General features: G+C 56.8%; 20 protein-coding genes, 1 other RNA gene and 1 pseudogene. 9 read left to right on the forward strand and 13 right to left on the reverse strand.

The genetic code is table 11. The annotated features are described in order from the left end of the window. Nucleotides 1–308: 308 nt before the first annotated feature. The 10 genes and pseudogenes from J3P79_RS03930 to J3P79_RS03975 form a co-directional block, all read right to left on the reverse strand. Complete coding sequence (locus tag J3P79_RS03930) at nucleotides 309–3383, reverse strand: SIR2 family NAD-dependent protein deacylase (RefSeq protein WP_434608327.1); 3075 nt, start codon at nucleotides 3381–3383, stop codon at nucleotides 309–311. 29 nt (nucleotides 3384–3412) lie between these two features. Further along, nucleotides 3413–3916: pseudogene (locus J3P79_RS03935) on the reverse strand (nuclease-related domain-containing protein); the annotation flags it as partial. A 913-nt stretch (nucleotides 3917–4829) separates the two neighbouring features. Next, nucleotides 4830–6086, reverse strand: coding sequence for an integrase domain-containing protein (locus J3P79_RS03940; RefSeq protein ID WP_434608329.1), 1257 nt, complete (start codon nucleotides 6084–6086; stop codon nucleotides 4830–4832). A gap of 187 nt (nucleotides 6087–6273) precedes the next feature. Continuing rightward, nucleotides 6274–6667: a transfer-messenger RNA gene (gene ssrA, locus J3P79_RS03945) on the reverse strand. 96 nt (nucleotides 6668–6763) lie between these two features. Beyond that, nucleotides 6764–7051: a hypothetical protein gene (locus tag J3P79_RS03950; protein WP_039592339.1), complete on the reverse strand. Its 288-nt coding sequence runs from the start codon at nucleotides 7049–7051 to the stop codon at nucleotides 6764–6766. Nucleotides 7052–7181: 130 nt separating this feature from the next. Then, a complete protein-coding gene (locus J3P79_RS03955; protein ID WP_434608330.1) occupies nucleotides 7182–10016 on the reverse strand; it encodes an FAD-binding and (Fe-S)-binding domain-containing protein in 2835 nt (944 codons plus the stop codon). Beyond that, complete coding sequence (locus J3P79_RS03960) at nucleotides 10013–10684, reverse strand: LutC/YkgG family protein (RefSeq protein WP_434608332.1); 672 nt, start codon at nucleotides 10682–10684, stop codon at nucleotides 10013–10015. Before J3P79_RS03960 ends, J3P79_RS03955 begins: the two co-directional genes overlap by 4 nt. After that, on the reverse strand, nucleotides 10684–12138 hold the full coding sequence (locus J3P79_RS03965; protein WP_434608334.1) for a LutB/LldF family L-lactate oxidation iron-sulfur protein: 1455 nt from the start codon (nucleotides 12136–12138) through the stop codon (nucleotides 10684–10686). The genes J3P79_RS03960 and J3P79_RS03965 overlap by 1 nt, the downstream gene beginning before the upstream one ends. Further along, nucleotides 12135–12959 carry a (Fe-S)-binding protein gene (locus J3P79_RS03970; RefSeq protein ID WP_434608336.1) on the reverse strand — a complete coding sequence of 275 codons (825 nt, stop codon included), beginning with the start codon at nucleotides 12957–12959 and terminating at the stop codon, nucleotides 12135–12137. Before J3P79_RS03970 ends, J3P79_RS03965 begins: the two co-directional genes overlap by 4 nt. Nucleotides 12960–13101: 142 nt before the next feature. Then, nucleotides 13102–14796 (reverse strand): lactate permease LctP family transporter, encoded by a 1695-nt coding sequence (locus tag J3P79_RS03975; RefSeq protein WP_434608339.1) that lies wholly within the window; start codon nucleotides 14794–14796, stop codon nucleotides 13102–13104. A gap of 263 nt (nucleotides 14797–15059) precedes the next feature. On the opposite strand from J3P79_RS03975, the gene J3P79_RS03980 reads away from it, so the two are divergent. Further along, nucleotides 15060–15827: an FCD domain-containing protein gene (locus tag J3P79_RS03980; RefSeq protein WP_039592333.1), complete on the forward strand. Its 768-nt coding sequence runs from the start codon at nucleotides 15060–15062 to the stop codon at nucleotides 15825–15827. A 113-nt stretch (nucleotides 15828–15940) separates the two neighbouring features. Here the strand turns inward: J3P79_RS03980 and smpB are convergent, their stop codons facing one another. Then, nucleotides 15941–16423, reverse strand: coding sequence for an SsrA-binding protein SmpB (gene smpB / locus J3P79_RS03985; RefSeq protein WP_030139770.1), 483 nt, complete (start codon nucleotides 16421–16423; stop codon nucleotides 15941–15943). A 118-nt stretch (nucleotides 16424–16541) separates the two neighbouring features. Here smpB and J3P79_RS03990 point away from each other — a divergent pair, with 118 nt between their 5' ends. The 3 genes from J3P79_RS03990 to J3P79_RS04000 are packed head-to-tail and all read left to right on the forward strand — an operon-like array spanning nucleotide 16542 to nucleotide 18692. Continuing rightward, nucleotides 16542–17945, forward strand: a complete 1404-nt coding sequence (locus tag J3P79_RS03990) for a sodium-dependent transporter (protein WP_434611340.1) — start codon at nucleotides 16542–16544, stop codon at nucleotides 17943–17945. A gap of 7 nt (nucleotides 17946–17952) precedes the next feature. Beyond that, nucleotides 17953–18396, forward strand: a complete 444-nt coding sequence (locus J3P79_RS03995) for a type II toxin-antitoxin system RatA family toxin (RefSeq protein ID WP_434608341.1) — start codon at nucleotides 17953–17955, stop codon at nucleotides 18394–18396. Next, nucleotides 18393–18692 (forward strand): RnfH family protein, encoded by a 300-nt coding sequence (locus tag J3P79_RS04000; protein WP_434608343.1) that lies wholly within the window; start codon nucleotides 18393–18395, stop codon nucleotides 18690–18692. The genes J3P79_RS03995 and J3P79_RS04000 overlap by 4 nt, the downstream gene beginning before the upstream one ends. A gap of 63 nt (nucleotides 18693–18755) precedes the next feature. On the opposite strand, the gene bamE is transcribed toward J3P79_RS04000, so the two are convergent. Further along, nucleotides 18756–19283, reverse strand: coding sequence for an outer membrane protein assembly factor BamE domain-containing protein (gene bamE / locus J3P79_RS04005; RefSeq protein ID WP_434608345.1), 528 nt, complete (start codon nucleotides 19281–19283; stop codon nucleotides 18756–18758). A gap of 97 nt (nucleotides 19284–19380) precedes the next feature. Here bamE and fur point away from each other — a divergent pair, with 97 nt between their 5' ends. Beyond that, on the forward strand, nucleotides 19381–19785 hold the full coding sequence (gene fur / locus J3P79_RS04010; protein WP_024779961.1) for a ferric iron uptake transcriptional regulator: 405 nt from the start codon (nucleotides 19381–19383) through the stop codon (nucleotides 19783–19785). A gap of 75 nt (nucleotides 19786–19860) precedes the next feature. Here fur and recN read toward each other — a convergent pair whose 3' ends face one another. Continuing rightward, nucleotides 19861–21534 (reverse strand): DNA repair protein RecN, encoded by a 1674-nt coding sequence (gene recN, locus J3P79_RS04015; RefSeq protein ID WP_434608347.1) that lies wholly within the window; start codon nucleotides 21532–21534, stop codon nucleotides 19861–19863. A gap of 241 nt (nucleotides 21535–21775) precedes the next feature. On the opposite strand from recN, the gene grpE reads away from it, so the two are divergent. From grpE to dapB, 4 genes are all read left to right on the forward strand, one after another. Continuing rightward, the gene (gene grpE, locus J3P79_RS04020) at nucleotides 21776–22342 is read left to right on the forward strand and encodes a nucleotide exchange factor GrpE (protein ID WP_039592327.1); all 567 of its coding nucleotides are present in this window, start codon (nucleotides 21776–21778) and stop codon (nucleotides 22340–22342) included. Between the two features lie 102 nt (nucleotides 22343–22444). Further along, nucleotides 22445–24361 carry a molecular chaperone DnaK gene (dnaK, locus tag J3P79_RS04025; RefSeq protein WP_434608350.1) on the forward strand — a complete coding sequence of 639 codons (1917 nt, stop codon included), beginning with the start codon at nucleotides 22445–22447 and terminating at the stop codon, nucleotides 24359–24361. A gap of 289 nt (nucleotides 24362–24650) precedes the next feature. Next, the gene (gene dnaJ, locus J3P79_RS04030) at nucleotides 24651–25775 is read left to right on the forward strand and encodes a molecular chaperone DnaJ (RefSeq protein WP_039592325.1); all 1125 of its coding nucleotides are present in this window, start codon (nucleotides 24651–24653) and stop codon (nucleotides 25773–25775) included. A 9-nt stretch (nucleotides 25776–25784) separates the two neighbouring features. Then, on the forward strand, nucleotides 25785–26591 hold the full coding sequence (gene dapB, locus J3P79_RS04035; protein WP_434608352.1) for a 4-hydroxy-tetrahydrodipicolinate reductase: 807 nt from the start codon (nucleotides 25785–25787) through the stop codon (nucleotides 26589–26591). The last annotated feature ends 108 nt before the right edge of the window (nucleotides 26592–26699 follow it).

Here is a 26699-nt window from a genome sequence, read left to right on the forward strand (position 1 = left end):
GCATTCTTCAATCGGCTGTTTTCCAGATCGAGACATTGCAGCCGATTGGTGTCCGGCACGGTGATGCCGTCGAATTTGGCGCGCCAAGTGTCGAAGCCCTCCGGAAATCTCGATTATGAGAAATGGGAGAGCCTTAGCAAAAAGTGGCTGAAAGCACTCGTGTCGTGATGCCTCGTTCTTAGGTTGGTATGGGAATCTGAAATCTGGCAATAGACTGCAATCGAGACAGTTAATCCACAAGGCACTTCGTAAAAAGAAGTGCCTATTGCAGTAATCTTAGCGAATAAAAGCAGGCTCAGTGCTTATATTTAAATTAGTAGTGTTCTTGCACGCCCGTGATAATAAGACAGCGCAGGATCTCGCTCAGAGCCAGCGAGCGAACTAGAATGCTCAAGCTTTCGAAGACTTTGTATTGCAGCGAGTTCAGTGGCTGGATTGTCTCGGAGTCGCCAGAATAGTGAGCTGTACTTGAACAACTGAAGCAAATTCAATATATCATTGTTCTGGCCAAAAACAGTCCATAGAAGGCGATGGCACTTATCATGCAAATTTGTCAGGTTGTCATTATGTAGATGATGGTAGATCCCGATTAGCTCTGAAATCATTTTCGGCTCTAGACGCTTATTCACCTTAAGCAAGGTGTCGGCCAACTCAATCAACGCTCTAGCGCGGCTGTAAACTGCCTGATTAATGTTGCAGTGCTCAACAATCCGCTCCAGCTCTTCAATCTTGTGGGTGTCGTTGGCTAAAGGTTGAACTCTATCTAACGCTATATTTGTATATGGGGCGCTCGCTTTTGCTTTCTTAGCCTTATTCTCAAGCTTAAGTAGCTCCTGAGCTAATCCCGGCGCTTGCTTGTTTATAAGAAGCACATGTGCAGCCTGCACAGAGTCGCCTTTACGATTAAGTTTTTGAACCTTTTCAGCATGAGCTATCGCTTGGCCATGATCTTTTCTCTTCGAGTAAATCAAAGCAATCGATAGATTTATTGATGCGCAAGTTTTCGAATCTGTCAGGTGCTCCAAACACTCAAGTAAGATGTCTAACGCCTCATCTGAAGCCCCCTCCGCATCGGACATTCTCAATGCCTTTCCATATAGAAAACTAAGGTGCCAATACTCACTGCTCTGCGTGTTTGGATGAAACCAAGGCCTCAATGATCCAAATAGATCTTGAACTGCTTTATAGTAGGATTTCTTTGTTATCATCGCGCAAAACTGCGACGCCAAGCCCATTACAACAGACCGCTTTCTGTCGTCACCGGCAGTTTGGGCAAACAGCTCTACAATAAACGATTTTGCATTATTAATTTCTGAAGATTGCTCGCCAATATCATTGGCTTTAAAGGCGGCGTGAAATTTTGGATCATTGGTTTCCCAGTTTTCACCAAAGTAAAGCTTGTGGGCCAAGCTTTTGATTTTAGCTAATTCCCTGCCTTTTACCTCCTGCTGAATCCATTGCCGAACTGCGCGAGTAACAACTAGGCGTTTCTTCGACGCTCGACTTCCAGTTTGGCCAAATCTATCCTGCTCCTCTATATAAATAAATCCTTCCTTTTGCAAGATAACAACATGATCAATTGTGAATTTCTTAGTCCTGTTCACGCGCTTGATGTTATCGAGATACTCTCCATACGGGAAGGCCGACAGATGTTTTAATAGTGAGTATGCATATTCTTTTTGAATGTCTTTTGAATTGGCTAGGGAGGTTATAGATACGCCAAATCTGCCGGTCAAATTAATATGGGAAGCTCCTCGTTCGGCAATTATTTCATCTAAAGATGCCACTGCGAGCTTTTCAAGCGCCAGTGCAATAATATCTGGAACTCCATTGGAGTATTCAAAAAGTTGATGAAGGTCCTCTCGGCCTAACCCTCCTTGATATAAAGGATGGCCTTCAATATATGTTCTCGTGTCAGCTGCACCCAAAGCCAAAAGCTCCACGGCCTCGGTTTTTATTGGTGGTGACTGGCGACTCACCAGCAATACTCTTAGGTCCTGACAAAATGATGTTAATATTTCAGACAGTCTTTGAAGATCTAAATACAGACCTTCCTTATTCTGTGTCGCGTCAAAGGGGATATCTTTGAGTATAAGGTATGACGCGCCAGCTATGGATAATGCGTTGCAAAATGATTCGAATGATTCCCCAAATATATCTTCTACTTGTCTGCCAAACGCTTCTATATTTGTGTAATTGCTGACGTTTATCTCGTATATATTGCTGATGTTTTCCGATTCTTGTGAAACTAGCGACCAAATAAATTCGTCTTCCCGCATACCCCAATCAGCAGCTATCCACAACGGGCGATGACTTTCAATAATTTGGCTTGCTTGGTAAAACTGGGCATGTCTTATACCATTAGCTTGTGGTGCCGGTGCGAGTGCAATCCGTATGGCGTCGAGATTTACACGTTTTACCCCTTGCTCCATTAAGCGCATGGGTGGCTTGCCCAGCACATCAGAGTCTATAGACGCTGATGTTGCTGTGACTTCACCAAATAGTTCTTCTAGAAAACTTGGAAGGTATGCTCGGTCTTCACCATATTCTAGCGCCTGAACGAGTCCATACCATTCCTTCTTTCGTTCAGCAATTTCACCACTGGATACGAGAGCAAAGTTAGGTACTCGTCCTGACTTAAACTCGGTATTAAGCCAATTTAAAATATTCTGAAAGTTTGGGTCATCGAATGTCCCGCCGCAGCCTACAAAAAGCAAGGTTTGAAGGACCATAAGATTTTGCTGAAAGAAGTCTCTTGGCTTACTACCTAAAATCTTCTCGTAGTCGGCATCACTCAACACGCAGGATTCGGCTTTTTCCCAGTATCCGTGCAGATGTAAAATTGCTTTTTTTTCGCCTTTTATCCACGCCACTACGTTATCAGTATCTGAAATGGAGATCGATGGTAGGCCAGTGGCCTGTTCTAAAAGAGAATCGTAATTGAGCGTGCAGAACCGCACACCAGAGTCAGATATATTTTTTATTATGTTTTTAAGCTTTTCATCTTTGATTAGTACGTCATGGAAAGCATTGTGGAACCAGCGAGTGTAGTTGACATGCCCAGGCCCTGACAATTTTTTTGATAAGAATCCAGCAACTGAGAGGGTTTCGTCTACGCTGCAAACTCCATCTAACATTGTAAGCCACTTCTTTTGGGCGGCGTTATCCATTAGCCCATTTTCCGTCGCGTAGCTATAACCATGCCTGATGAGACCAAGCCAGGACAATTGCGGATACAAGTTTTTCGTCAAGGCAAGGCTTAAGCCTGTACCGATGACGATGATAGTTTCCTTACTTGGTTTGACTTTTGAAATTGCTTCAGAAACCTCAGCGCGTAACATATCCATTTCCTTATAAAGCTTGCCTGGGAGCTTGGTAGCCATGAAAAATTTGCGGGAAAAGCAGATAAATTTATTTTCTGTGCAAAGCCGCCGCGCTTGATGGCATTGGCCGGCACCTCGGTTTTTTAAGGTACTGCCGCCGACTAAGGTGATGATCGAGTGCAGGCGGGCCGGATTATGGCCAAGGGTGGTCTCCAGCGCCTTGAGGTGCTTGTAGATCTGTAGGAGTGGGTTCCTGACTTGAATGTGTGCTTGTAGAGCTTATGCGTCCACTCGGGCTGCATCTCGCGGCCGAAGATCCAGCAGCTTATGTAGTTTGTTTCCAGCCTGAAGGTGCCATTGGACGAGAGGAATACGTGGCCGATCTGTGTGGTGCCGTCCGGTTTGTTTAGCGTGACATTGTGCAGGTGGCGGTAGGTACGCTTGTCCTGCCGCCAATGGGATAGCAGATGCATCAGGAGTACGCCAATATGGCCTTTGGCCCAAGGTGACTTGGGTAGGCCGATCAGCGGGATCAGAGGGATAAAGAACCCCAAGGTGTCCAGGACCTGCGTGATGATGGGGGTGAAATCCATTTCCTGACCTTCAACAATCCTGAGATGTTCCGGATAGTACCGAAAGTAAGCGTAAATGACCGGAAGTATTGCAGTTTAGGTTGTCTTGCTACCTTTGTTCACTCAGTGCGCAATGAACCTGATAGAACCGAAAGCAGGCCTGGTTCGAAAGACTGCTTGGATTATGGGCGCGGGCAGTAAATGCCTGTGTTCGCGGTGTCAGCCTTACATTTGGCTCGTAGAGCCTGGGGTTTCAAAGGGATCACCCTTTTGGCACCGGATGTGTATACATCCATGGCGTGCCTGTATTTTTTATTGGGTTGCTGCTTTTTCTGGCTTACATGTATTCGTCAGGCGTTTACAGGGCATTCGTCAGGAGTCGAGCGGGCAGTCATGCCTTTGTCAGGCATTTGTGGGGACACCGCCAAGTGTTTTTCAGTTTTGGTTGAAGTTGGGAGTGTAAGAAGACGATTGATACGCGACGTTGGTAAAGGGGAGGGATTCCGGCTATTTCTGGTGACGTGCGGTTCGAAGAGAGCGTGCGGCGCTCATGGGCTATCAGGGTCATTGGCCAATTAATATTATTAGCTACCGAGCTCTTAGGGTTGGCTGCTAATTATCGTCAGTGCGACAAGTAATCCTAGCTATCCACGCTGTCGATATCATCTGACTGGGCCGGTGTATCTAAAGCCAGGGTTAGTATTCAGAACGTTTGGACGATAGAGCGTGAGTCCCTGAGTATGGGAATGCGGAGCCTTCCCATACTCAGGGGCTTTGACTAAGAAGCGCAGGCGTGCGGGAGATTTTGCGATAGTCGTGAAGTCTTCCGCCATGCTGCACCACACGGTTACACGGTTACACGGTTACACGGTTACACGGTTACACGGTTACACGGTTACACGGTTTTTCTCCGGTGCCACCAGCCCCAGGATGCTCAGCGTATCGGTACGACGTTGAGGTCTCTGGTGTGATTGATCGCGGCTGCCGACAGGCTGCCGGTTGCCGCCTTCTGGATATGTTCACTCCACCAAGCCATCATCGGACGCCGGCGTTCGATGTAATCAGCCCGGTTGTAGGCGCTTCGAACCTCGTCTTTATCGACATGCGCCAGCGCGATTTCGATCAGTTCCGGATCCCACCCATGCTCGTTCAGGATGGTGCTGGCCATAGAGCGCATGCCATGGCTGACCAAGCGGTCCTGAAAGCCCATGCGCTTCAACGCCATGTTGGCGGTCTGGCTATTGGCGTGAGTACGTGGGTTTCGGTCTGCCGGGAAGACATACTCTCGATGACCGCTATGGGACTTGAGTATTTCCAGCAATGCCATGGCTTGATCGCTCAGCGGGATGCTGTGTGGGCGGCGCTTTTTCATCCGCTCCGGAGGGATGGTCCAGACACGCCTTTCAAAATCGATGTCTGCCCAGCTAGTGGTCGCCGCCTCTGCAGGGCGAGTCATGGTATGCAACTGCCATTCGATCAGGCAGCGGGTCGTGCGTTTGATACTGGCGTTTGCGATTTCCAGCATGAGCTCGGGTAGCTCTTCGGGCGGGAGCGCGGCCATGTTTTCTTTCCTGGGTTTCTTAAAAACCGCCCGTATGCCACTGAGCGGGTTGGCGAAAATCAGGCCGGAGTTCACGCCGTAGGTCATGATCTCGTTAAGCCGCTGACTAAGGCGTTTGACCGTCTCTAGGCTGCCTTTCGCTTCGATTGGACGAAGCAGCTCGATCACCATCGGCGCGGTGATTTTCACGAGTGGCGTCGTCTTCAAGTCGGGGAACACATGCAGCGTGAGCGACCGCCAAATGTCCTCGGCATAGGCCGGCGTGACCGAGTCCTTCTTAAGCTCGAACCAGGCAGTGGCTACGTTCTCGAAGGTATGTTCCGTATCTGCGCGCTTTGCCTCTTTTAGCGTATCGCGTTGCACTTTCGGATCGATGCCTTGGGCGAGCAGCTCGCGGGCTTGCACTGCCATCTTTCGGGCGTTCGCCAGCGAAAGCTCTGGGTAGGTACCCAAGCCCATGTTAATTCGGTTCTTCGTCACCGGTTCACGGTAATTGAAATTCCACAGCAGAGAGCCGTTGCTGCGTACACGGAGTTGCAAACCGTCCCCGTCGGTGAGGACGTAATCCTTGGACGCGGGTTTGACTCCCTTAAGCTGTCGATCGGAAAGGCGGAGGGTTTGAGCAGGCATGAGATTTCCCTCAAACACTGATTTGGTATTCCAAAGATTAGCACCTGATGGGCTGGAATACCGTTTGGAATACCAGAAATTCTGGAACTCCCAAAAGCTACTGAGACCCCAATAGCCGCTAAAGCCCTGTATTTACTGGATTTTAGGCACAAAAAAAGACGTCCATGGACGTCTTTAGATGATGAAGTGGTGGAGCCGGGGGGATTTGAACCCCCGTCCGCCAGTACTCCGCTGTCGGTACTACATGCGTAGCCGTGTCTATTAAGTTAACCCTCAGCGACCCGACGGGCAGGGTGCTTTGGGCGAGTTGTGTAAGTTTTAGCCGCTTCGTCCACAACGTACTGCACGGCGATTCCGTTCTATATGACAATCACTTTGGGTTTACGGACATCCCCTGGTGATTGCTGGACCCGAAGGTACCAGAAGGGAAGGGCTAAGGCTGCTTACGCAGCGAGAGCGTATTCCCCGTAGGTTTCGTCATTGGCAACTATAGGAAGTTGCAACAGTGGATTTACGAGTTCTGTTACCAACTCGGCATGCACCTAAAGTTTCGCAACCGGCGTCGAATCCTAAACGGCCCCGAACCTGGCGCTCGGTAAATCTTGAGGAGCGGCAGGCATGCGCAGTGTACGCCAATCCGCGTCTGAGGCCAACCCGAAGGTTGGCCTCAGGCAATGCTACTGATCGCCTTTCGCGTTGTTCTGCAGCTTCTGGATGGCCTGGTTAGTCAGGGAGATGCAATTTTCGGTGCCTTCTTTGGTGCCTTTGGCGTGTTCAGCCTTGGCTTGTCCGACCGTGGCATCGATGTCGGTCTTCAGACCTTCACTCATTTGCTCGGTGCTGACTTTGGCGTCGCTGATCTTTTGTAAATTGATTTTGCAAAGGTCATCTTGGCTTCCTGCAAACACCGGAGAGGCCAACATCGCAGCGGAAATGAACAAGCCAGCAAGTGCGGTGCGCTTCATGTGTATCTCCTTTAACGTCTGGTCTCGGTGCTGGCTGTAGGGGCACAGACAGGGCCGAGCATAAGGGAGGACCCAGCGGCGCCGGGTCTATTCAAGTTGACTACAGCGAAGCGCAGGAATTCGATTTATCTTACAGCTCCATGGCGACTCCCTCGCTGATGGGTTTGGGACGGGTGACGCGGTCCACCAGATACACCAGCCCGTGGTAGTCGATTTCTCCATGACGCGTCAGGCCGATCTCACACGTGCGGCTGGTGGAAACACCTTCTGCGCAATATTGAACCGCGTCCTTGAGGGTTCGCAGCGAATGAGCGTTGAGTTCTGGCGTGGTGAATCCTTTGTCACCGGCGAAACCGCAGCAATGGATGCCTTCCGGGATGACCACGGTCTTGCTGCATTTACGTGCCAGATCAATCAACGCCTGGCTTTCGCCGAGGTGTTGCGTGCTGCACGTGACGTGCACCGCAATGGGCGCCTCCTGGGGTGTGAAGTCGAGGCGATCCATCAGGTGCGTGCGAATGAAACGCACGGGGTCGTAGAGATCCAGGCGCGCTTCGCCCAAGTCCTGGACGAGGCGCAGCGTGCAAGGGCTGGTATCGCAGTAGATCGGGTCGAGCCCGCCGCGACTGGCCTGCACCAAGGCGCCGATCAGTTCCTGGCGCTTGTGCTCGGCTTGTTCGGCGTAACCTTTGGACGCGAAGGGCTGGCCGCAGCAAAGGCTGTCCATGTTGTCTGGAAACACGACCTGATAACCGGCTTTTTCCAGCAGGCCTCGGGTCTTGTCATGCAGCGACATCTGTTCTGCGTCCCCTGCCGCCGGGCCCATGACCCGCGATACACAGGCCGCCAGATAAACCACCCTGGGTCGTTCATCCAAAACCGCCGGGCTCAACCGAATGGCCCTTTCGGCCTGTGGCATGGCGTTGGTCCACTGCGGAACCTGTCCTTTGGACAGCCGTGTAAGACCTTCCGACAAACGTGCCAGCCGCGGCGCCCCCAAGAGCATCCGGGCACCATTGGCCACATGCAACGTAAAGCGCGCCCCTTGCAATGCAGTAGCGAAATTACTCGCAAGCCAGTCGGCGGTTTTCTTACGTGTCGCGTTACGTCCGCGCAGTTTTTTCACCAGCTCGCCGGTATTGATGCCTACAGGGCAGCGTTGGGCGCACAGCCCGGTGGCGGCGCAGGTGTCGATCCCTTGGTATTGATACGCCGTTTCCAATTCCGAAGTGTCGATGCCGGCGCGCTTTTTCGCTTGGATGTCCCGCCAGATCACGATGCGCTGGCGCGGGCTCAAGGTCAGGTCCTTGGACGGGCAGACCGGCTCGCAGAAACCGCATTCGATGCACTTATCGACAATTTCATCGGCGGCCGGCAAGGGCTTGAGGTGCTTGAGGTGTATCTGCGGGTCCTCGCTGAGCACCACATCCGGGTTGAGAATGCCGTTGGGGTCGAGCAGGCGTTTGAGTTGCCACATCAGTTGATAGGCATCACTGCCCCATTCCAGCTCGACGAACGGCGCCATGTTGCGTCCGGTGCCGTGTTCGGCTTTCAGTGAGCCGCCAAACTCCACCGCCACCAGTTGCGCCACGTCATCCATGAACGCTTGGTAGCGTGCGATTTCTTCGGCGCTGTTGAAGCCTTGTGTGAAGACGAAGTGAAGATTGCCTTCCAGCGCATGTCCGAAAAGGATCGCTTCGTCGTAGTGATGCTTGTCGAAGAGCGCGATCAGGCGATTCACGCCGATAGCCAGTTGTTCGACCGGGAACGTCACGTCTTCGATGATGACCGTGGTTCCGGTCTTGCGAACCGCGCCCACGGCGGGAAAGGTGTCCTTGCGGATAGCCCAGAGGCGGGCGTTTTCCCGTGGGTCTTCGGTGAAGTCGACCTGTTTCTCCACCGGGAAAACGGCCAGCGAGGTCATGATCCGGGCGAGCTGTTCCTGCAGCAGCGATGACGAAGCCGCGCGGGATTCAATCAGCAGGGCGCAGGCATTATTCGACAAGTGCTGTACGAAATCCGGCATGCCTGGTTTGTCCTGTACCGAGCGCAGGCTGCGGCGGTCCAGCAGCTCGACGGCGGAGACCGGCTGGCTTTTCAGCACGGTGACGGCGTTGCAGCAGGTTTCCACGTCTGGGAATACGATCAGCGCCGTGGCCTTGTTCGGATGATCGATGACGGTGTTATAGGTCACCGCGCTGATGAAGCCGAGGGTGCCTTCGGAGCCCACCAGCAAATGGCTCAAGATATCCACAGGCTCGTCGAAGTCCACCAAGGCGTTGAGCGACAACCCAGTGGTATTTTTCAGGCGATATTTGTGGCGGATTCGGGCGGCCAATTCGGTATTGGCGCGTGTCTCGCGGCCGAGGGTCGCCAGCCGTTCCAGCAGTTCAACGTGGCTCGCCCGAAATGCCGCCACGCTGGCAGCGTCTTCGGTGTCCAGGCGCGTGCCGTCAGCCAGGACCAGACGAATGCCGGCCAGGGTGTGATAGGTGTTCTGCGCCGTACCGCAGCACATGCCGCTGGCGTTGTTGGCGACGATACCGCCTATCTTGCAGGCGTTGATCGAGGCCGGATCCGGGCCGATCTTACGCCCGAAGGGGGCGAGCCAGGCGTTGGCCTGCGCGCCGATCACGCCGGGTTGCAAACGAATTTGCGTGCCTTGCCCACGAATCTCGCGACCGTTCCAGTTGTCTCCCAGCACAATCAGTACCGAGTCGCTGATGGCCTGGCCGGAAAGGCTGGTGCCGGCGGCGCGGAACGTAACCGGCACTTGATCGCGCTGGGCCAGTTGCAGCAGCGCGATAACTTCCTCTTCGGTTTCCACGCGCACCACCAGTTGTGGGATCAACCGGTAGAAGCTGGCGTCGGTGCCGAAGGCCAGGGTGGACAACGGATCGTCAAAGCGTCGTTTTTGCGGGATCAGTTGGTGTACGTCCCGCAGGAAAGCGGCAGGAAGAGTCATTGGTCCTCCAGAATCAAAACCACCAGATCCTTCGGACCATGGGCGCCGTAGGCCAGGACTTGTTCGATGTCGGCTGTTTTCGACGGGCCGGACACCAGCAAGGCATTGGTCGGCATGCCTTGGGCCCATTTGAATTCCTGTTGCACTTCATAGAAGTTGTCGCGGATCTCGCTGGCCTTGAGCAGCGCGAAATGCACCGGTGGGACGAGACTCATCAGGCGCGGTTCTTCCGGCGTCGGCCAGAGAATCAGGCTACCGGTCGCGGCGATGGCGCCGAGGGTGCCGGTCAGGCTGGCAGGGGTGTCGTTGAACAGCTCGGCTTTCCATTCTTCCACCGGCCGGTCGTAGGCCTTGAGGGTCGGCAGGTCAGGATTATTCGCCCAGAACTGTATGATTTTTTTCCCGTGTGCGGTTGTCGGGGCGATCAGCAGGCTCGGCAGTTGACGGTCCCGCAGTAGCTGCGCCAACAATGCCGGCCAGGCTTCGCCGGAGGTCAGGTGGATCTCGGTGTGCACCGCTTCCATCAGCTTTCGCAACTGCGGGATGCGCTCTTCAGGCGGATAGCGGTAAGTCTGCGTCACCAGTTCGACGTCATAGGTGTCGGCAACCGGCGTAGTGCCTGTGAGACTTTTACGTAGCTTGGCGAGGATATTTTCCTTGGCGCTCATCAGCGGTCTCCCTGCGGGTTCAGGTGGTTGCGGGCGAGGTCATGCAGTGAGCGGGCGGCGGGTTTCGGGGCGCTGTGGTTTTGCGTCCACGGGCCGACATTTTGCGGTGCCAGGGCGCGCAGGCGCGTGGCAAGGAAAGCAAACAATCGGTACAGCCGTGGCGAGCTGTTGAGCCGGGCCCAGGCATTCCAGATGAACCGCTCCTTGGCCGAATACTTACTGCCCTGGCCGCGCATGACCGGGTTGGGGCTGTCTGGCGCCTTGACGTTTTCCTCCCGCAGCCGCCGCAGCAGTGCCGGGATCGGAATCTTCACCGGACACACCTCGCCGCAAGCGCCGCACAGCGAAGAGGCGCTCGGGTGATCTGGCACTTTCGCCAGGCCGACCATATGCGGTGTGATGATTTTTCCGATAGGCCCCGGGTAAACCTCACCGTAGGCATGGCCGCCAATTCGGGTATAGACCGGGCAATGATTCATACAGGCGCCGCAGCGGATGCAGTTCAGCGTCTGACGCAGTTCGCTGTCGGCAAATGCCTGGCTGCGGCCGTTATCCAGCAGGACCAGATGGACTTCCTGGGGACCGTCCAATTCGTCAGCCTTGCGCGGCCCGGAGATCATGTTGACGTAAGTGGTGATGGGTTGGCCGAGGGCCGAACGGGTCAGCAGCGAGAGCAGCGGAACGACGTCCCGTAGATTCTCCACGACTTTTTCGATACCGGTGACGGCAATGTGCACCGGTGGCACGGTGGTGGACATCCGCCCGTTGCCTTCGTTTTCCACCAGCAGCAAGGTGCCGGTTTCGGCTACGGCAAAGTTGACGCCCGAAACGCCTATGTCGGCTTCGAAGAATTTCTGCCGCAAGACCTTGCGACCGATCTGAATGAGTTGGTCAACGTCCTTGGTGTACTCCACGCCAAGTTTGTCGTGGAACAAGGACGCGACCTGACCGGCATTCTTGTGGATCGCCGGCATAATGATGTGTGAAGGCTTCTCGTGGTCGAGTTGGACGATGTATTCCCCCATGTCGGACTCGAGACATTCAATGTCCCGGGCCTCGAGGAAATGGTTCATCTCCATCTCTTCGCTGACCATCGATTTGCCCTTGATCACTTGCCGCGCCTCGTGAGCGCGGATGATCGAAAGGACGATGCCGTTGGCTTCGTCCACCGTTTCCGCCCAGTGCACTTTCACACCGTTGCGGGTCAGGTTGGTTTCAAGTTGCTCGAGCAGGTCGGGCAGCTTGGATAACGCGCGGGCACGGACAGCGTTGCCGAGCACTCGCAGATGTTCTCTTTCGTGGGCATCGCTGAAAGACGTTGCCCGTTTTGTCATCAGTGAATCCATCGCAGTGCGAAAGTTATTTCGCAGTTGCGTGTCGTCCAGTGCCTTGTGGGCGCGGGCGCGAAAATCTTCCTGCACTTCAACGGTCGGAATCAGCGTCGGTGTGCTCATGCGGCACCTCCGGTTCGCTGCCAGAGGAAACTCGCCAGATGCTGGCCGCGTAACGCTTCCCGCTGCTTTTCCAATGCGCCGTTGATGTTCATCAAGCAACCGCAGTCGGCGCTGACAACCTGATGCGCGCCGGATTCCTTCAACGCTCGGGTCTTGTCGGCCACCATCGCGCCGGAAATATCCGGCATGCGTACGCTAAACGTCCCACCAAAACCACAGCATTCACTCTCATGGCTGTGTTCGACCCGCTCCACGTTGCGCAGCTGTGCCAACAATGCACGGCCATGCAGGTGGGTATTCATTTCCCGTCGTGCCGAGCAAGACGTATGCAGCGCGACCTTCACCGGCGTGCCACTGTCGTTCAATTGCACCTTGCAGACAAACAGTAGGAACTCGGCCAACTCGTAGGTCCTGGCGGCCAGGGCTTGGACCTGTTTGAGCGTCTGCGGCTCGTCCTTGAACAGGTCGGCATAATGCTCGCGCAGCATGCCGGCACAGGAGCCCGACGGCACGACCACCGGGTAATCCCCGGCAAACAATGCCAACTGCGCCCGCGCTACCGTCCGCGCCTGTTCGGTGTAGCCCGAGGTATATGCCGGTTGCCCGCAGCACGTTTGTCCTTGTGGGTACTCCACTTGGATCCCTTCGCGCTCTAGCAGACGAATCGCATCCATACCCGCTTCGGGGTAGAACAGGTCGACCACGCAGGTTCCGAACAGATACACCCGGCTTGGTTTCTCGCTCGGATATTGTCGCGGTTCGGGTAATGGCGGGGCGACACGGGTCGCGTTCGGCACGGCGTTGTAAAAAAGCTCGCTCATCAGGCGTGTCTCCGGGTGGTCCCGGTTATCCGTCTGCTGAGGCTGCTGAATATAGAGAGGAAATCTTTCAGCAGCCTTGCAGACCCGGTTGTGAATAGCGGACGCGGTTCGGCGTCGGTTTTTTCAGTATTTCGAGTAGTGCTTAGTGAACCAGCATGCCGGTGAACCAGTAGGCCTGGGCCAGTGTGATCAGACCGACGATCGTTGCAAAGAATAGGCTGTGTTTCAGTGTGAAACGGAACAGATCGGATTCTTTACCCACCAGGCCGGTCGCCGCACAAGCAACGGCGATCGATTGTGGCGAGATCATCTTGCCGGTCACGCCGCCGCTGGTATTGGCCGCTACCAGCAAGGTGTCGTTGACACCGATCTGGTGCGCGGTGGTCGCTTGCAGCGAACCGAACAGCGCGTTGGACGAGGTATCGGAACCTGTCAGGAACACGCCCAGCCAACCGAGGAATGGCGAGAAGAACGGGAACGCTGCGCCAGTTCCGGCCAACACCAGGGCCATGGTGGAAGACATGCCCGAGAAGTTGGTGACGAAGGCGAACGCCAGCACCATGCCGATGGAGAGGATCGGCCAACGCAACTCGAAAAGCGTCTCTTTAAAAGTGGTAAGACCAGTTTTTAGATTGATCTTCAGCACCAGCATCGAGATCAGCGCTGAGAAAAAAATCGCTGTGCCGGTCGCCGAAATCGGATCGAGCTTGAATACCGCCGGGATGGCGGTCGGGTTCACCACGATTGGCGCGGACTTGATCACCAGTTGGTCCAGGTGCGGGATCGCGAAGTTGAACACCCAGCCGTACATCGAACCACCCGCGGCGAACATCGCCTTGAATGGCTTCAGCGTCCAGATTGTCACCAGTACGGTAAGGATCAAGAATGGCGACCAGGCCTTGATGATTTCTCCCAGGCTGTAGGGCGACGCCACGGTGCTGCGAGGCTGGCCGAAACCGCCGGCACTGGCGGTGATGGCTGCGCTGGAGGTTGCACCGGCAATCTGGGCGCCGGCGGTACGCTTGGGCTGCCAGACTTTCAGGAACAGCGTCAGGGAGACCAGGCTGGCCAGGGCCGAGGTGATGTCCGGCAGTTCCGGGCCAATGAAATTCGACGTGAAGTATTGGGTGATGGCGAAACTCAAGCCCGCCACCAGGGCGGCTGGCCAGGTTTCTCGCACACCGCGCAGGCCATCCATCATGAACACCAGCCAGAACGGCACGAACAGTGACAGCAGTGGCAACTGTCGACCGGTCATGGCCCCGATCTTGAACGCATCGATGCCGGTGACTTGGCCGGCCACGATAATCGGGATGCCCAGCGCGCCGAATGCCACGGGGGCGGTGTTGGCGATCAGGCACAGGCCGGCGGCATAGAGGGGGTTGAAGCCCAGGCCCACCAGCAAGGCGGCGGTAATCGCGACGGGCGCGCCGAAGCCGGCGGCACCTTCCAGGAAGGCACCGAAGCAGAAGCCGATCAGCAGCACTTGCAGGCGTTGGTCATCGGTAATCGACAGCACCGAGCTGCGAATCACCTCGAACTGGCCGCTCTTGACGGTCAGTTTGTAGAGGAATACCGCGGCAACGATGATCCAGGCGATAGGCCACAGCCCATACGCAAAGCCATAACCCGCCGCTGCGAGTGCCATGTCCGCCGGCATCTGGAACGCGAAGATCGCAACCGCGATCGCCAGTGCCAAGGTGATGCTGCCGGCCACGTGCCCCTTGAGGCGGAACACCGCCAGGGCAAGGAAGAAGAAAACGATGGGAATAACGGCCGCGAGTGCGGACAAGCCTAGGCTGCCGAGCGGACTGTAAAGCTGTTGCCAGGTTTGCATAGTGGGTGAGCCCCTAATTGTTGTTGGTCAGGCACTGGTCAGCGGTTTTGGATAATTGGTAATACCAATTTACAAGCGCTGTCGGCTAGGGTAAAAGCCTTGGTTGCCGTGTGTCAATTTGCCGCCCAGAAACTTTCGTCGAATAAACGGTGCAGATCGCATCTGATCTGGTCGGGATGGGTGGTTTTGGTGGGTGTGGATAAGGTCCGAATGGGCCAGAATAGAGAGCCCGGCGAGCCGTCGGGATCGTGGAGAATGGAGTTATGGGGTTTGATCAGATTCGTCAGCGCCGTTTGTCTGACGATATTGTCGAGCGGCTTGAGGGCATGATCCTTGAGGGCACGTTGAAATCCGGCGAGCGATTGCCGGCCGAACGGACCCTGGCCGAACAGTTCGGCGTGTCACGTCCTTCGTTGCGCGAAGCGATCCAGAAGCTGACGGCCAAAGGCTTGTTGATCAGTCGCCAGGGCGGCGGCAACTATGTGGTGGAGTCGCTGGGCTCGACCTTCAGTGATCCGTTGCTGCAGCTCCTGGAAAGCAATCCCGAGGCGCAGCGCGACTTATTGGAGTTCCGTCACACCCTGGAAGCGTCCTGTGCCTATTACGCAGCAATGCGGGCCACGGAAGTGGATCGCGAGCGGCTGACGGCGGCCTTCGATGAATTGCAGGATTGTTACGCGCGTCACGACGAGGTGAGCCGGGCGGAGGAGGGTGCGGCGGATGCCCGCTTTCACCTGGCGATCGCCGAGGCCAGCCACAACGCTGTCTTGCTCCACACGATTCGCGGACTGTTCGACCTGCTCAAGCGCAATGTGGTGACCAACATTGGCGGCATGTACAAGCAACGCAGCGAGACACGCGACATGCTGATCAGTCAGCATCGCGAGCTGTACCAAGCCATCATGGACGGGCACGCCGAGCTGGCGCGGGAAGTCTCCAGCCGACATATCTTGTACGTGCAGGAAGTCCTGGAGGAGGTGCGTCAGGAAGTGCAGCGGGTGGCGCGGGCGGAGCGGCGCAAGGGCATCTGAATATGTCCGCGAAACCTGTGGGAGCTTGCTCGCGATGGCGGTCTGTCTGACACATCCAACAGCTGATGTGACGTCGCTATCGCGAGCAAGCTCGCTCCCACGAAGATCGAGGCTTAGTCTTCCTTGCCCTTGTTGCGCACCGCACGCTGCAGCTCGCGACCGGCATCGCGTTCGCGTTCGGTGTCGCGCTTGTCGTATTCCTTCTTGCCCTTGCCCAGCGCGATCTCGCACTTGATCAAGTGCTTGCTCCAGTACAGCGACGTACAGACGCAGGCATAACCTTTCTGCTGCACGGAGGCGAAGAGCTTTTCCAGCTCACGCTTGTTGAGCAGCAGCTTGCGCGAGCGCACAGGGTCGGCGATGACGTGGGTGCTGGCGGTGGTCAGCGGCGTGATATGACTGCCCAGCAGCCATGCTTCGCCGTCCTTGAGCAAGACATAACTGTCGACCAGTTGCGCCTTGCCGGCACGCAAGCTCTTTACTTCCCAGCCGGCCAGGACCATGCCAGCCTCGAACCGTTGTTCGATGAAGTAATCGTGTCGCGCCTTTTTGTTTTGCGCGATGGTCCCTGTGGGGTGTTTCTTCTGTTTAGCCATAGGGGCGGCATTATAGGCAGTTGCGTGCGTGTCGGCTACGGTGAAGCTGTGTGCTTGAGCAGGTTGCATGAATCCCGGACAATGCGGCCTCTTTTTCGAACGCTTGGGCGTGATCACGATGTCGACAGACAAGGTTTCTGTCCACGGCAGTTGGGCTAGCCGCTGGGTCTTCATATTCGCCGCGACCGGTTCGGCCGTCGGGCTGGGTAGCATCTGGAAGTTTCCGTACATGGTCGGCGTCTATGGCGGCGGTGCCTTCGTACTGATGTTCCTGGCGTGCATCGCGCTTATCGGTGCGCCGGTCATGTTGGCAGAGACGCTGATCGGTCGTCGCGCCCGGCAAAGTCCGGCCAATGCCTTGAAGGTGCTGGCTGTGGAGGCGGGGCATTCGGCGAAGTGGTCCTGGGGCGCATTCGCCGGGATGATCACGGCGCTGTTGATCCTGTCGTTCTACAGCGTGGTAGGTGGCTGGTCGCTGGACTACATCATCGACATGGGGCGCGGGGATTTCCAGAACGCGACGCCCGATCAGGTCGGTGCCTATTTCGGCAATGTGATTGCCGATCCCTGGAGGCTGACGCTTTGGCACACGCTGTTCATGGTGCTATCCGCGGTAGTGATCGCCCGCGGTGTCGTCGCGGGGCTTGAGCGCAGCCTGCGAATCATGATGCCGTTGCTGTTCGTGATGATCCTGGTGCTGCTGGGCTACAGCATGACCACCGGGCACTTCATGGAGGGCGTGCATTTCATGTTCGATTTCCAGCCGGAAAAAGTCATGGACGGACTACTGCCGGCCATGGGACATGCCTTTTTCTCCCTGAGCGTGGGGGTCGGTTCGATCATGATCTACGGCGCCTACATGCCCAAGAGCGCGTCTCTCACCAAGACCGTCGTCGGCGTTGCGCTGTTGGATACCTTTGTGTCGCTGCTGGCTGGGGTGGCATTGTTTCCGATTGTGTTCGCTGCCGGCCTGAACCCCAGCGAGGGGCCGGGGTTGATGTTTGTCAGCCTGCCATTTGCTTTCGGCAGCATGGCGTTCGGCCAAGTGATGGGCGTGGTGTTTTTTGTCCTGGTGGCCATCGCCGCCTGGAGCTCGGCCATTTCCCTGCTGGAGCCGATGGTGGCTTATCTGGTCGAGCGAACCCGCCTCAGCCGTGCCTGGGTGACTTTCTGGCTGGCCTTCACTTGTTGGTTCGTGGGATTGGGGACGGTTTTTTCCTTCAATATATGGAAGCAGGCGAAGTTTTTCGTGAACGAAGGCGGTCTGTTCCACCTCTACCAGTGGGGAGCGACTGGAGGGTTGGATTTCTTCGGGGTGATTGATTTCTTCACATCGCGAATCATGTTGCCTTTGGGCGGTTTGTGTTTCGTGGTGTTTGCAGGGTGGGTCATGGGGCGTGAAGCCGTGCGTGATGAGTTGTCGCTGCGCAGCCCTGTATTGTTCGCCTTGAGTCTGTTCTTGATGCGCTATGTAGCGCCCATTGGCATTCTTGTAGTGTTTGCCGCCCAGCTGTGGAAGTGACGCTTACATGACGACACATATTCAACGCTCGGCCCTGCTGCCCTATCCGGCCCAGGCGCTGTACGACTTGGTCAACGACGTGGCGAGTTACCCGGAGTTCCTGCCCTGGTGCTCATCCGCCGAGGTGCTCGAAAGTTCCGAAACCCATATGCGCGCCAGCCTCAGCGTCGCCAAGGGCGGATTGAGCCAGCACTTTGTCACTCGCAACACCTTGGTGCCGGGTGAGTCCATCGAGATGAACCTTGAGGAAGGGCCTTTCAGTCAGCTCCATGGCGTCTGGGTGTTCAAGGCACTGGGTGATAAAGCCTGCAAGATCAGCCTGGACCTCTCGTTCGACTACGCCGGGCCGCTGGTGCGAGCGACATTGGGTCCCCTGTTCAATCAGGCGGCCAATACCTTGGTCGACGCTTTTTGCCAGCGGGCCAAGCAAAATGCCGAGCTCAAGCGTTGATTGAGATAGAAGTGGTGTATGCCGGCGTCGATCGCCAGGTATTGCGTCGAATCGCGGTAGAGGAAGGGGTATCTGTTCGTGCTGCGGTGATGGCGTCGGGTATCGCTGCCGAGTTTCCGGAGCTGGATCTGACGACGAGTCCTGTCGGGATTTTTGGTCGGCTGGTGGCGGATCCGGACCGGCAGTTGGTACAGCCGGACGATCGCCTTGAGATTTACCGGCCGTTGTTGGCTGATCCCAAGGAAATTCGTCGCCTGCGGGCGGCGAAAGCAGCTCAGGCGCGTCAAGCGGAGTAAGGTTCTGGCTTGGAATTCAGGCAATAAAAAACCCGGCATGCCGGGTTTTTTTTGTGTCGCGATTTATTGCGGCGAGGTATCCAGAGGTTCTGGCGTCGGGACAGGTACGGTCTCGACGTTGTCGACGTCCTTCTGGATCTGATCCAACAGCGAACCTGGCTTGACGGGTTTTTCCGGTTTTGGCTGTTCGGTGTTCTGGCTCGGGTCGGTGACCGTGGTGCCGCTATCCTTGCCCATGATGGCTTCGTCACGGCTCACACCTGGCATGAAATCGCCCGACAGGCTGACGAGTTGGTCATTGGCATTGAAAATAACGCTGATGCGTTCTTGCTGCCGCTCGCCGCCACCTGGCTGCAAGCTGTACAGGTAATCCCAGCGATCGGCATGGAACGTGTCGGTCAACAGGGGGTTGCCCATGATAAACCGTACTTGCCGGCGGGTCATTCCCGGGCGTAACTGGTCTATCATGTCCTGCGTGACGACATTGCCCTGCTGGATGTCGATTTTGTAAACCCCGGGGAATGAACAACCGGCGAGTGCGAGCAGTCCCACGAAGGTGAAACTGGTTAGCAAGAGCTTGGTGTTTTGCATCGGTGGGCGACTTCCACTATCTTGGCTGGGACAACGTAAACACCGATCATACCCGCATTAAGAGAAGCTGCGAAGCAGCATCGCGAGAAAGCTGACCATGGTTGAAAATAGCGAACTACGCAAAGCCGGCCTCAAAGTGACCCTGCCACGGGTCAAGATTCTACAAATGCTCGATTCTGCAGAGCAACGCCACATGAGTGCCGAAGACGTCTATAAGGCGCTCATGGAAGCTGGCGAGGATGTCGGTCTGGCCACGGTCTACCGTGTCTTGACTCAATTCGAAGCTGCCGGGCTGGTGGCTCGCCATAATTTTGATGGCGGTCATGCGGTATTCGAATTGGCTGACGGGGAGCACCATGATCATATGGTGGATGTAGAGACCCGTGAAGTTATCGAATTCATCAGCCCTGAAATCGAGAAGCTGCAGAAGGCGATTGCCGAGGAGTATGGTTTCGAGCTGATCGATCACCATCTCGTCCTGCACGTACGCAAGCGTAAATAAGCTCGTGGTGTGGGTTTAAGCCCTCAAAACGAAAGAAGGCGACCCTCGGGTCGCCTTCTTGCTTTACTGCATTGTTCAGATTTTTGCCGCCACCACCATTTTTTTAGCGTGAGCCAAGGATTCCTTGGTCAGGTCTATTCCGCCCAACATCCGAGCGACCTCTTCCACCCGCTCATTTTTGTTGAGCTTGGACACGGCAGTGCGGGTAGCGTCTTCACCGCGCACCTTGTGAACGAATAGATGCTGGTGACCCTGGGCTGCGACCTGGGGCAGGTGAGTGACCGTCAGGACCTGTCCGCGCTCACCCAGTCGGCGCAGCAGTTGGCCGACAATTTCTGCTGTAGGGCCGCCAATGCCGACGTCCACTTCGTCGAATACCAGCGTCGGCACTCGCGATGTCTGCGCCGTGATGACCTGGATGGCCAGGCTGATGCGCGACAGCTCGCCGCCGGACGCCACTTTTGCCAGCGCCTTGAGCGGTTGCCCGGGGTTGGCGCTGACCAGCAGTTCCACTTGTTCCAACCCGTTAGGCTGAAGCTCGTCACCACCGTTGGGGTGCAGTTCGATGGTGAATCGGCCGCCTGGCATGCCCAGGCGCTGGATCTCCTGTTCCACCGCGCTCGCCAGGCCGGTTGCGGCTTGCTTGCGCAGTTCGCTGAGTTCCTTGGCCTTTTCCTGATAATGGCGTGCATAGGATGCCAGTTCATCCCCGAGCCGCTCGATGGATTCATCATTGGCATTCAGGGTTTCAAGTTCTTCCAGCAGGCGTTGCTGAAGTTCGACGACATCGGTTGGCTGGACGCGATGCTTGCGGGCCAGTGTATAGATAGTGTCCAGGCGCTCTTCCAGATATTGCAGGCGTGCCGGGTCTGCATCGAAATGGTCGAGGAAGCGGTTCAGCTCCCCTACGGCTTCTTCGACCTGGATCTGCGCACTGGTCAGCAAGTTACTCGCTTCGCCCAGTGCTCCTACGGAATGGCTGACGCTGGAAAGTCGGTTAAGGCTCGCGGTCAGCGCGCTGAGCACGTTTCCGGAATCGCTTTCGCTGCATTGCTCGACTACTTGTCGGCATACGCCCAGGAGTGCCTCGGCATTGGTCAGGTTCTTATGTTCCTGCTCCAGTTCCTGCAGTTCGTTTTCACCCAGGGCCAGGTTCTCCAGCTCTTCGAGTTGATAACTCAATAACTGGTGACGCGCCCGTTGTTCATCGCCTGAGTTGGAAAGTCGATCCAGCTCCTGCCGGGTCTGCCGCCAGCGTTGGGCCGCCAGTTGAACCTGGCGGGCAAGGTCGGTAGCTCCAGCGTACTCGTCGAGCAGGCGACGATGGGTATCGGTCTTGAGCAGGGATTGGTGTTCATGCTGGCTGTGGATATCGATCAGCAGCTCGCCGAGGGCCTTGAGGTCGCCGAGGGGGCAAGGGGTGCCGTTGATATAGCCACGGGAGCGGCCTTCGGCGGTGATGACCCGGCGCAGGATGCACAGGCCGTCGGTATCCAGGTCGCGCTCGGCCAGCCATGTGCTGGCTTCCGGTATGTCGATCAGGTCGAACGTCGCGAGAATGTCGGCCTTGTCCGCTCCGGGGCGTACCACGCCGCTGTCGGCGCGGTCTCCCAGCGTCAGGCCCAGAGCGTCGAGCATGATTGACTTGCCCGCGCCGGTTTCCCCGGTAATCACGCTCATGCCCCGATCGAGTTCGAGGTCGAGGTGTTCGACGATGGCGTAGTTGTGTACGGACAGGTGCACCAGCATAAGGCCGCTCCCAGGCGTTAGGTCTGGTTATTTATACAGTGTTTTGTTTCAGCCTGACAATGCCTGCGCTTAGCTCGTTTTGCTTGGTTCGACAAAATTCTTAGCGCTGCAGGGCATGATCATGCTGCTGTCTTTTGTAGGGTTAATTCGTCAGGTCGCCCTTGAAGCTGGAAAACCTGGCCCCATATACCGGGGCAGAAGCGCGAGTCGAGCTCGCGGACGAAATTGAAAGGAGAAAACTATGGCTGACGAACAGACGCAGGATACGCAAAATCTAGACGCCAATCAGGCTCCCCAGGATTCGGGCGAAGACCTGGCGGCACGTGTACAAGTGCTCGAGGAGCAACTGGCCGGTGCGCAGGATCAGGCGTTGCGTGTAGCCGCCGACCTGCAGAACGTCCGCCGTCGCGCCGAGCAAGATGTGGAAAAGGCCCACAAATTCGCCCTGGAGCGTTTTGCCGGTGACCTGCTGCCGATCATCGATAGCCTGGAGCGCGGGCTGGAGTTGTCCAATCCTGATGACGAAAACATCCGTCCGATGCGTGAAGGCATCGAGCTGACCCTGAAAATGTTCCAGGACACCCTCAAGCGTTATCAGCTTGAAGCAATTGATCCACACGGCGAGCCGTTCAATGCCGAACACCATCAGGCGATGGCGATGCAGGAAAGTGCGGACGTCGAGCCAAACAGTGTGTTGAAGGTTTTCCAGAAGGGCTACCTGCTCAACGGTCGCTTGCTGCGCCCGGCCATGGTTGTGGTCAGCAAGGCGCCAGCGCCGGTTTCGCCTTCTATTGATGAGCAGGCTTGAAATCGGGCGCAACGGCCCCCATTAAGAAGTCAAGCGTTTAAGTGCTACCGCAGTTAGCCACCACTGCTGCGGCAACAAAATCCAAGTTCCGGGAGAGTTAACATGGGCAAGATTATCGGTATCGACCTGGGGACCACCAACTCGTGCGTCTCCGTGCTGGAAAACGGCAAGGCCAAGGTTATTGAAAACGCTGAAGGCGCGCGCACCACGCCGTCGATCATCGCTTACGCCAACGATGGCGAAATTCTGGTTGGCCAATCGGCCAAGCGTCAGGCTGTGACCAATCCGCATAACACCCTGTACGCGGTGAAGCGTCTGATCGGTCGCAAGTTCGACGAAGAGGTCGTTCAGAAAGACATCAAGATGGTGCCTTACAAAATCGCCAAGGCTGACAATGGCGACGCATGGGTTGAAGTGAACGGCCAAAAGATGGCGCCGCCACAGATCTCTGCGGAAATCCTCAAGAAGATGAAGAAGACCGCCGAAGATTACCTCGGCGAAGCGGTGACTGAGGCTGTTATCACCGTTCCGGCCTACTTCAACGATAGCCAGCGCCAGGCGACCAAAGACGCCGGCCGCATCGCAGGCCTGGATGTAAAACGCATCATCAACGAACCTACCGCGGCTGCTCTGGCCTACGGCATGGACAAGGCCAAGGGCGATCACACCGTGATCGTTTATGACCTGGGTGGCGGTACCTTCGACGTTTCCGTGATCGAAATCGCGGAAGTCGACGGCGAGCATCAGTTCGAAGTGCTGGCAACCAACGGTGACACATTCCTTGGTGGTGAAGACTTCGACATCCGTCTGATCGACTACCTCGTCGATGAGTTCAAGAAAGAAAGCGGCATGAACCTCAAGGGTGACCCGCTGGCCATGCAGCGCCTGAAAGAAGCCGCTGAAAAAGCCAAGATCGAACTGTCTTCGAGCCAGTCGACCGACGTGAACCTGCCGTACATCACCGCAGACGCCACCGGTCCTAAGCACCTGAACGTGAAAATCTCCCGCGCCAAGCTTGAAGCGCTGGTGGAAGACCTGGTTCAGCGCACCATCGAGCCTTGCCGCATCGCGATGAAAGACGCCGGTATCGACGTTGGCTCTATCAACGACGTCATCCTGGTCGGCGGTCAGACCCGTATGCCGCTGGTGCAGAAGCTGGTAACCGATTTCTTCGGTAAGGAAGCTCGCAAGGATGTGAACCCTGACGAAGCCGTTGCCATGGGTGCTGCCATCCAGGGCGCCGTTCTGGCCGGTGACGTTAAAGACGTTCTGCTGCTCGACGTCAGCCCGCTGACCCTGGGTATCGAAACCATGGGTGGCGTGATGACCGCGCTGATCGAGAAAAACACCACGATTCCTACCAAGAAATCCCAGGTGTTCTCGACCGCTGACGACAACCAGAGCGCCGTGACCATCCACGTGCTGCAAGGCGAGCGCAAGCAAGCTACCCAGAACAAGTCCTTGGGCAAGTTCGACCTGGCCGAGATTCCACCAGCGCCACGTGGCGTGCCACAAATCGAAGTGACCTTCGACATTGACGCCAACGGCATCCTGCACGTCGGCGCCAAAGACAAGGCCACCGGCAAGACCCAGTCGATCGTGATCAAGGCCAACTCTGGCCTGTCCGAGGAAGAGATCCAGCAGATGGTTCGCGATGCTGAAGTCAACGCCGAGGAAGACCGCAAGTTCGAGGAGCTGGCAAGCGCCCGCAACCAGGGTGATGCGCTGGTGCACTCGACTCGCAAGATGATTGCCGATGCTGGCGAGAAAGTGACTGCGGAAGAGAAAACCGCTATCGAAGCGGCCGTGGTTGCTCTGGAAGCTGCCGTCAAAGGCGACGACAAGGCGGCCATCGAAGCGAAGATCGAAGAGCTGTCGAAAGTCTCCGCGCCAGTGGCTCAGAAGATGTATGCCGAGCAGGCCCAGCCCGCTGAAGGCGCTGCGCAGCAGGGCGAATCGGCCGAAAAAACCGATGACGTTGTCGACGCTGAGTTCGAAGAAGTGAAAGACAACAAGTAATCGCTTGTTGGTCGGCCGGTTGACTGCGTTTGTGCGGTGGCTGGTAGGATGTCGCCGCGCGGGAGCTTGCTCCCGCGTTGGCGTGTCTGGAGGCAGCGAATTTTTACAGCATGCGACAAAGCTCGGGTGCTGACGGTGTGTTCGGGAATGCTCCTGCTTTCCGGGCGATATGCGCCGAGACCAGGATCGTTGAATTGACGTGAGTTGGGTCCGGGCCTGATTGGGGCCCAACGAGTTTGGCGAGGCTCAGGAGAGGTTGGCCGAACGTCCTATAAGAGTGCAAAGACTAATGGCAAAACGTGATTTTTACGAAGTATTGGGTGTTGAGCGGGGGGCCAGCGAGGCAGAGCTGAAGAAGGCCTATCGTCGCCTAGCGATGAAGCACCACCCGGACCGTAACCCCGGCGACAAGGCTTCGGAAGAGATGTTCAAGGAGGCCAACGAGGCCTATGAAGTCCTGTCCGATTCCAGCAAGCGCGCGGCTTACGACCAGTACGGCCATGCCGGCGTCGACCCAAGCATGGGTGGCGGCGGTGCCGGTTTCGGCGGACAGAACTTCTCCGATATTTTCGGTGATGTGTTCAGCGATTTCTTTGGCGGCGGCCGCGGCGGTGCCCGTGGGGGCGCCCAGCGTGGCAGTGACCTGCGCTATACGCTGGAGTTGAACCTGGAAGAAGCGGTGCGCGGTACCACCGTCAATATCCGCGTGCCCACGTTGGTCAATTGCAAGCCGTGCGATGGCTCGGGTGCCAAGAAGGGCTCCTCGCCCGTGACCTGCCCGACTTGCGGCGGCATTGGCCAGGTCCGCATGCAGCAGGGCTTCTTCTCGGTCCAGCAGACCTGCCCGCGCTGTCACGGCCAAGGCAAGATCATTTCCGATCCGTGCGATTCCTGCCACGGTGAAGGGCGTGTCGAAGAGTACAAGACGCTGTCGGTCAAGGTGCCGGCTGGTGTCGACACCGGCGACCGCATTCGCTTGTCCGGCGAAGGTGAAGCGGGTGCCCAGGGTGGCCCGACCGGCGACCTGTATGTGGTAATCAACGTGCGCGAGCACGCGATTTTCCAGCGCGACGGCAAGCACCTGTTCTGCGAAGTGCCGATCAGCTTCGTCGATGCAGCCTTGGGCGGCGAGCTGGAAATTCCGACCCTCGACGGTCGCGTAAAGCTGAAGATCCCCGAGGGTACGCAGACCGGCAAGCAGTTCCGAATTCGCGGCAAGGGCGTGGCGCCGGTGCGTGGTGGTGGCGCGGGCGACCTGATGTGCCGCGTGGCGGTGGAAACCCCGGTCAACCTGGGGCGGCGTCAGCGTGAACTGTTGGAAGAGTTCCGCAACTCCCTGGCTGATGACAACAGTCACTCCCCGAAGACTACTGGTTGGTTCGAAGGCGTGAAGCGCTTCTTCGGCGACCTGTAAGGAGTTCGCATGCGACGTATAGCTGTGATGGGCGCTGCGGGGCGCATGGGCAAGGCGCTGGTCGAGGCGGTGCAGCAGCGCTCGCCGCTTTCGGGCCTGACGGCTGCCATCGTGCGACCCGACAGTACGTTGGTCGGTGCCGATGCTGGCGAGCTGGCCTCGCTGGGGCGTATCGGTGTGCCGATGTCTGGCGGCTTGGAAAAGGTGCTTGACGAGTTTGATGTCCTGATCGACTTCACCTTGCCGGACGTGATGCTGAAAAACCTCGCGATTTGCCGCAAGCACGGCAAGGCCATGGTCATCGGCACGACGGGGCTTGACGCTGCGCAAAAGCAGTTGCTGGCCGACGCGGGCAAAGACATCCCGATCGTATTCGCGGCGAATTTCAGTGTCGGGGTGAATCTGTCGCTGAAGTTGCTGGACTTGACCGCTCGGGTGTTGGGTGACGACGCGGATATCGAGATCATCGAGGCGCATCACCGGCACAAGATCGATGCGCCTTCGGGAACGGCCTTGCGCATGGGTGAAGTGATTGCCGATGCGCTGGGTCGTGATCTGCAGGAAGTGGCCGTGTACGGGCGCCAGGGGCACACCGGTGCCCGGGAGCGCGACACCATCGGTTTCGCGACCGTGCGTGGTGGTGACGTGGTGGGTGACCACACCGTGCTTTTCGCCACCGAAGGCGAGCGCCTGGAGATCACCCACAAGGCGTCCAGCCGGATGACCTTTGCCAAGGGCGCCGTACGTGCCGCGCTGTGGCTGGATGGCCGCGAGCCTGGTTTGTACGACATGCAGGACGTTCTCGACCTGCGTTGATGTCCCTGAAGACGGGGTTCAGGTTATACTGGGCCCCGTTTTACACCGCTTCGCGACGGCCTGTCGCATTCCCCTGCCTTTAAGGCTCATTAGCGGTGGACCAAAAAA

Source organism: Pseudomonas sp. R1-7 (genome assembly GCF_051132105.1).
Classification (GTDB): Bacteria; Pseudomonadota; Gammaproteobacteria; order Pseudomonadales; family Pseudomonadaceae; genus Aquipseudomonas.

What these genes read in the sequence shown, in the direction of transcription:
- J3P79_RS03975 (WP_434608339.1), bottom strand. Translation starts at nt 14,796, where the DNA reads ATGCAAACCTGGCAACAGCTTTACAGTCCGCTCGGCAGCCTAGGCTTG.
- J3P79_RS03930 (WP_434608327.1), bottom strand. Translation starts at nt 3,383, where the DNA reads ATGGCTACCAAGCTCCCAGGCAAGCTTTATAAGGAAATGGATATGTTA.
- J3P79_RS03955 (WP_434608330.1), bottom strand. Translation starts at nt 10,016, where the DNA reads ATGACTCTTCCTGCCGCTTTCCTGCGGGACGTACACCAACTGATCCCG.
- J3P79_RS03995 (WP_434608341.1), top strand. Translation starts at nt 17,953, where the DNA reads ATGACGACACATATTCAACGCTCGGCCCTGCTGCCCTATCCGGCCCAG.
- grpE (WP_039592327.1), top strand. Translation starts at nt 21,776, where the DNA reads ATGGCTGACGAACAGACGCAGGATACGCAAAATCTAGACGCCAATCAG.
- J3P79_RS03970 (WP_434608336.1), bottom strand. Translation starts at nt 12,959, where the DNA reads ATGAGCGAGCTTTTTTACAACGCCGTGCCGAACGCGACCCGTGTCGCC.
- smpB (WP_030139770.1), bottom strand. Translation starts at nt 16,423, where the DNA reads ATGGCTAAACAGAAGAAACACCCCACAGGGACCATCGCGCAAAACAAA.
- dnaJ (WP_039592325.1), top strand. Translation starts at nt 24,651, where the DNA reads ATGGCAAAACGTGATTTTTACGAAGTATTGGGTGTTGAGCGGGGGGCC.
- J3P79_RS03960 (WP_434608332.1), bottom strand. Translation starts at nt 10,684, where the DNA reads ATGAGCGCCAAGGAAAATATCCTCGCCAAGCTACGTAAAAGTCTCACA.
- J3P79_RS03990 (WP_434611340.1), top strand. Translation starts at nt 16,542, where the DNA reads ATGTCGACAGACAAGGTTTCTGTCCACGGCAGTTGGGCTAGCCGCTGG.
- recN (WP_434608347.1), bottom strand. Translation starts at nt 21,534, where the DNA reads ATGCTGGTGCACCTGTCCGTACACAACTACGCCATCGTCGAACACCTC.
- bamE (WP_434608345.1), bottom strand. Translation starts at nt 19,283, where the DNA reads ATGCAAAACACCAAGCTCTTGCTAACCAGTTTCACCTTCGTGGGACTG.
- J3P79_RS03965 (WP_434608334.1), bottom strand. Translation starts at nt 12,138, where the DNA reads ATGAGCACACCGACGCTGATTCCGACCGTTGAAGTGCAGGAAGATTTT.
- J3P79_RS03980 (WP_039592333.1), top strand. Translation starts at nt 15,060, where the DNA reads ATGGGGTTTGATCAGATTCGTCAGCGCCGTTTGTCTGACGATATTGTC.
- J3P79_RS03950 (WP_039592339.1), bottom strand. Translation starts at nt 7,051, where the DNA reads ATGAAGCGCACCGCACTTGCTGGCTTGTTCATTTCCGCTGCGATGTTG.
- dapB (WP_434608352.1), top strand. Translation starts at nt 25,785, where the DNA reads ATGCGACGTATAGCTGTGATGGGCGCTGCGGGGCGCATGGGCAAGGCG.
- fur (WP_024779961.1), top strand. Translation starts at nt 19,381, where the DNA reads ATGGTTGAAAATAGCGAACTACGCAAAGCCGGCCTCAAAGTGACCCTG.
- dnaK (WP_434608350.1), top strand. Translation starts at nt 22,445, where the DNA reads ATGGGCAAGATTATCGGTATCGACCTGGGGACCACCAACTCGTGCGTC.
- J3P79_RS03940 (WP_434608329.1), bottom strand. Translation starts at nt 6,086, where the DNA reads ATGCCTGCTCAAACCCTCCGCCTTTCCGATCGACAGCTTAAGGGAGTC.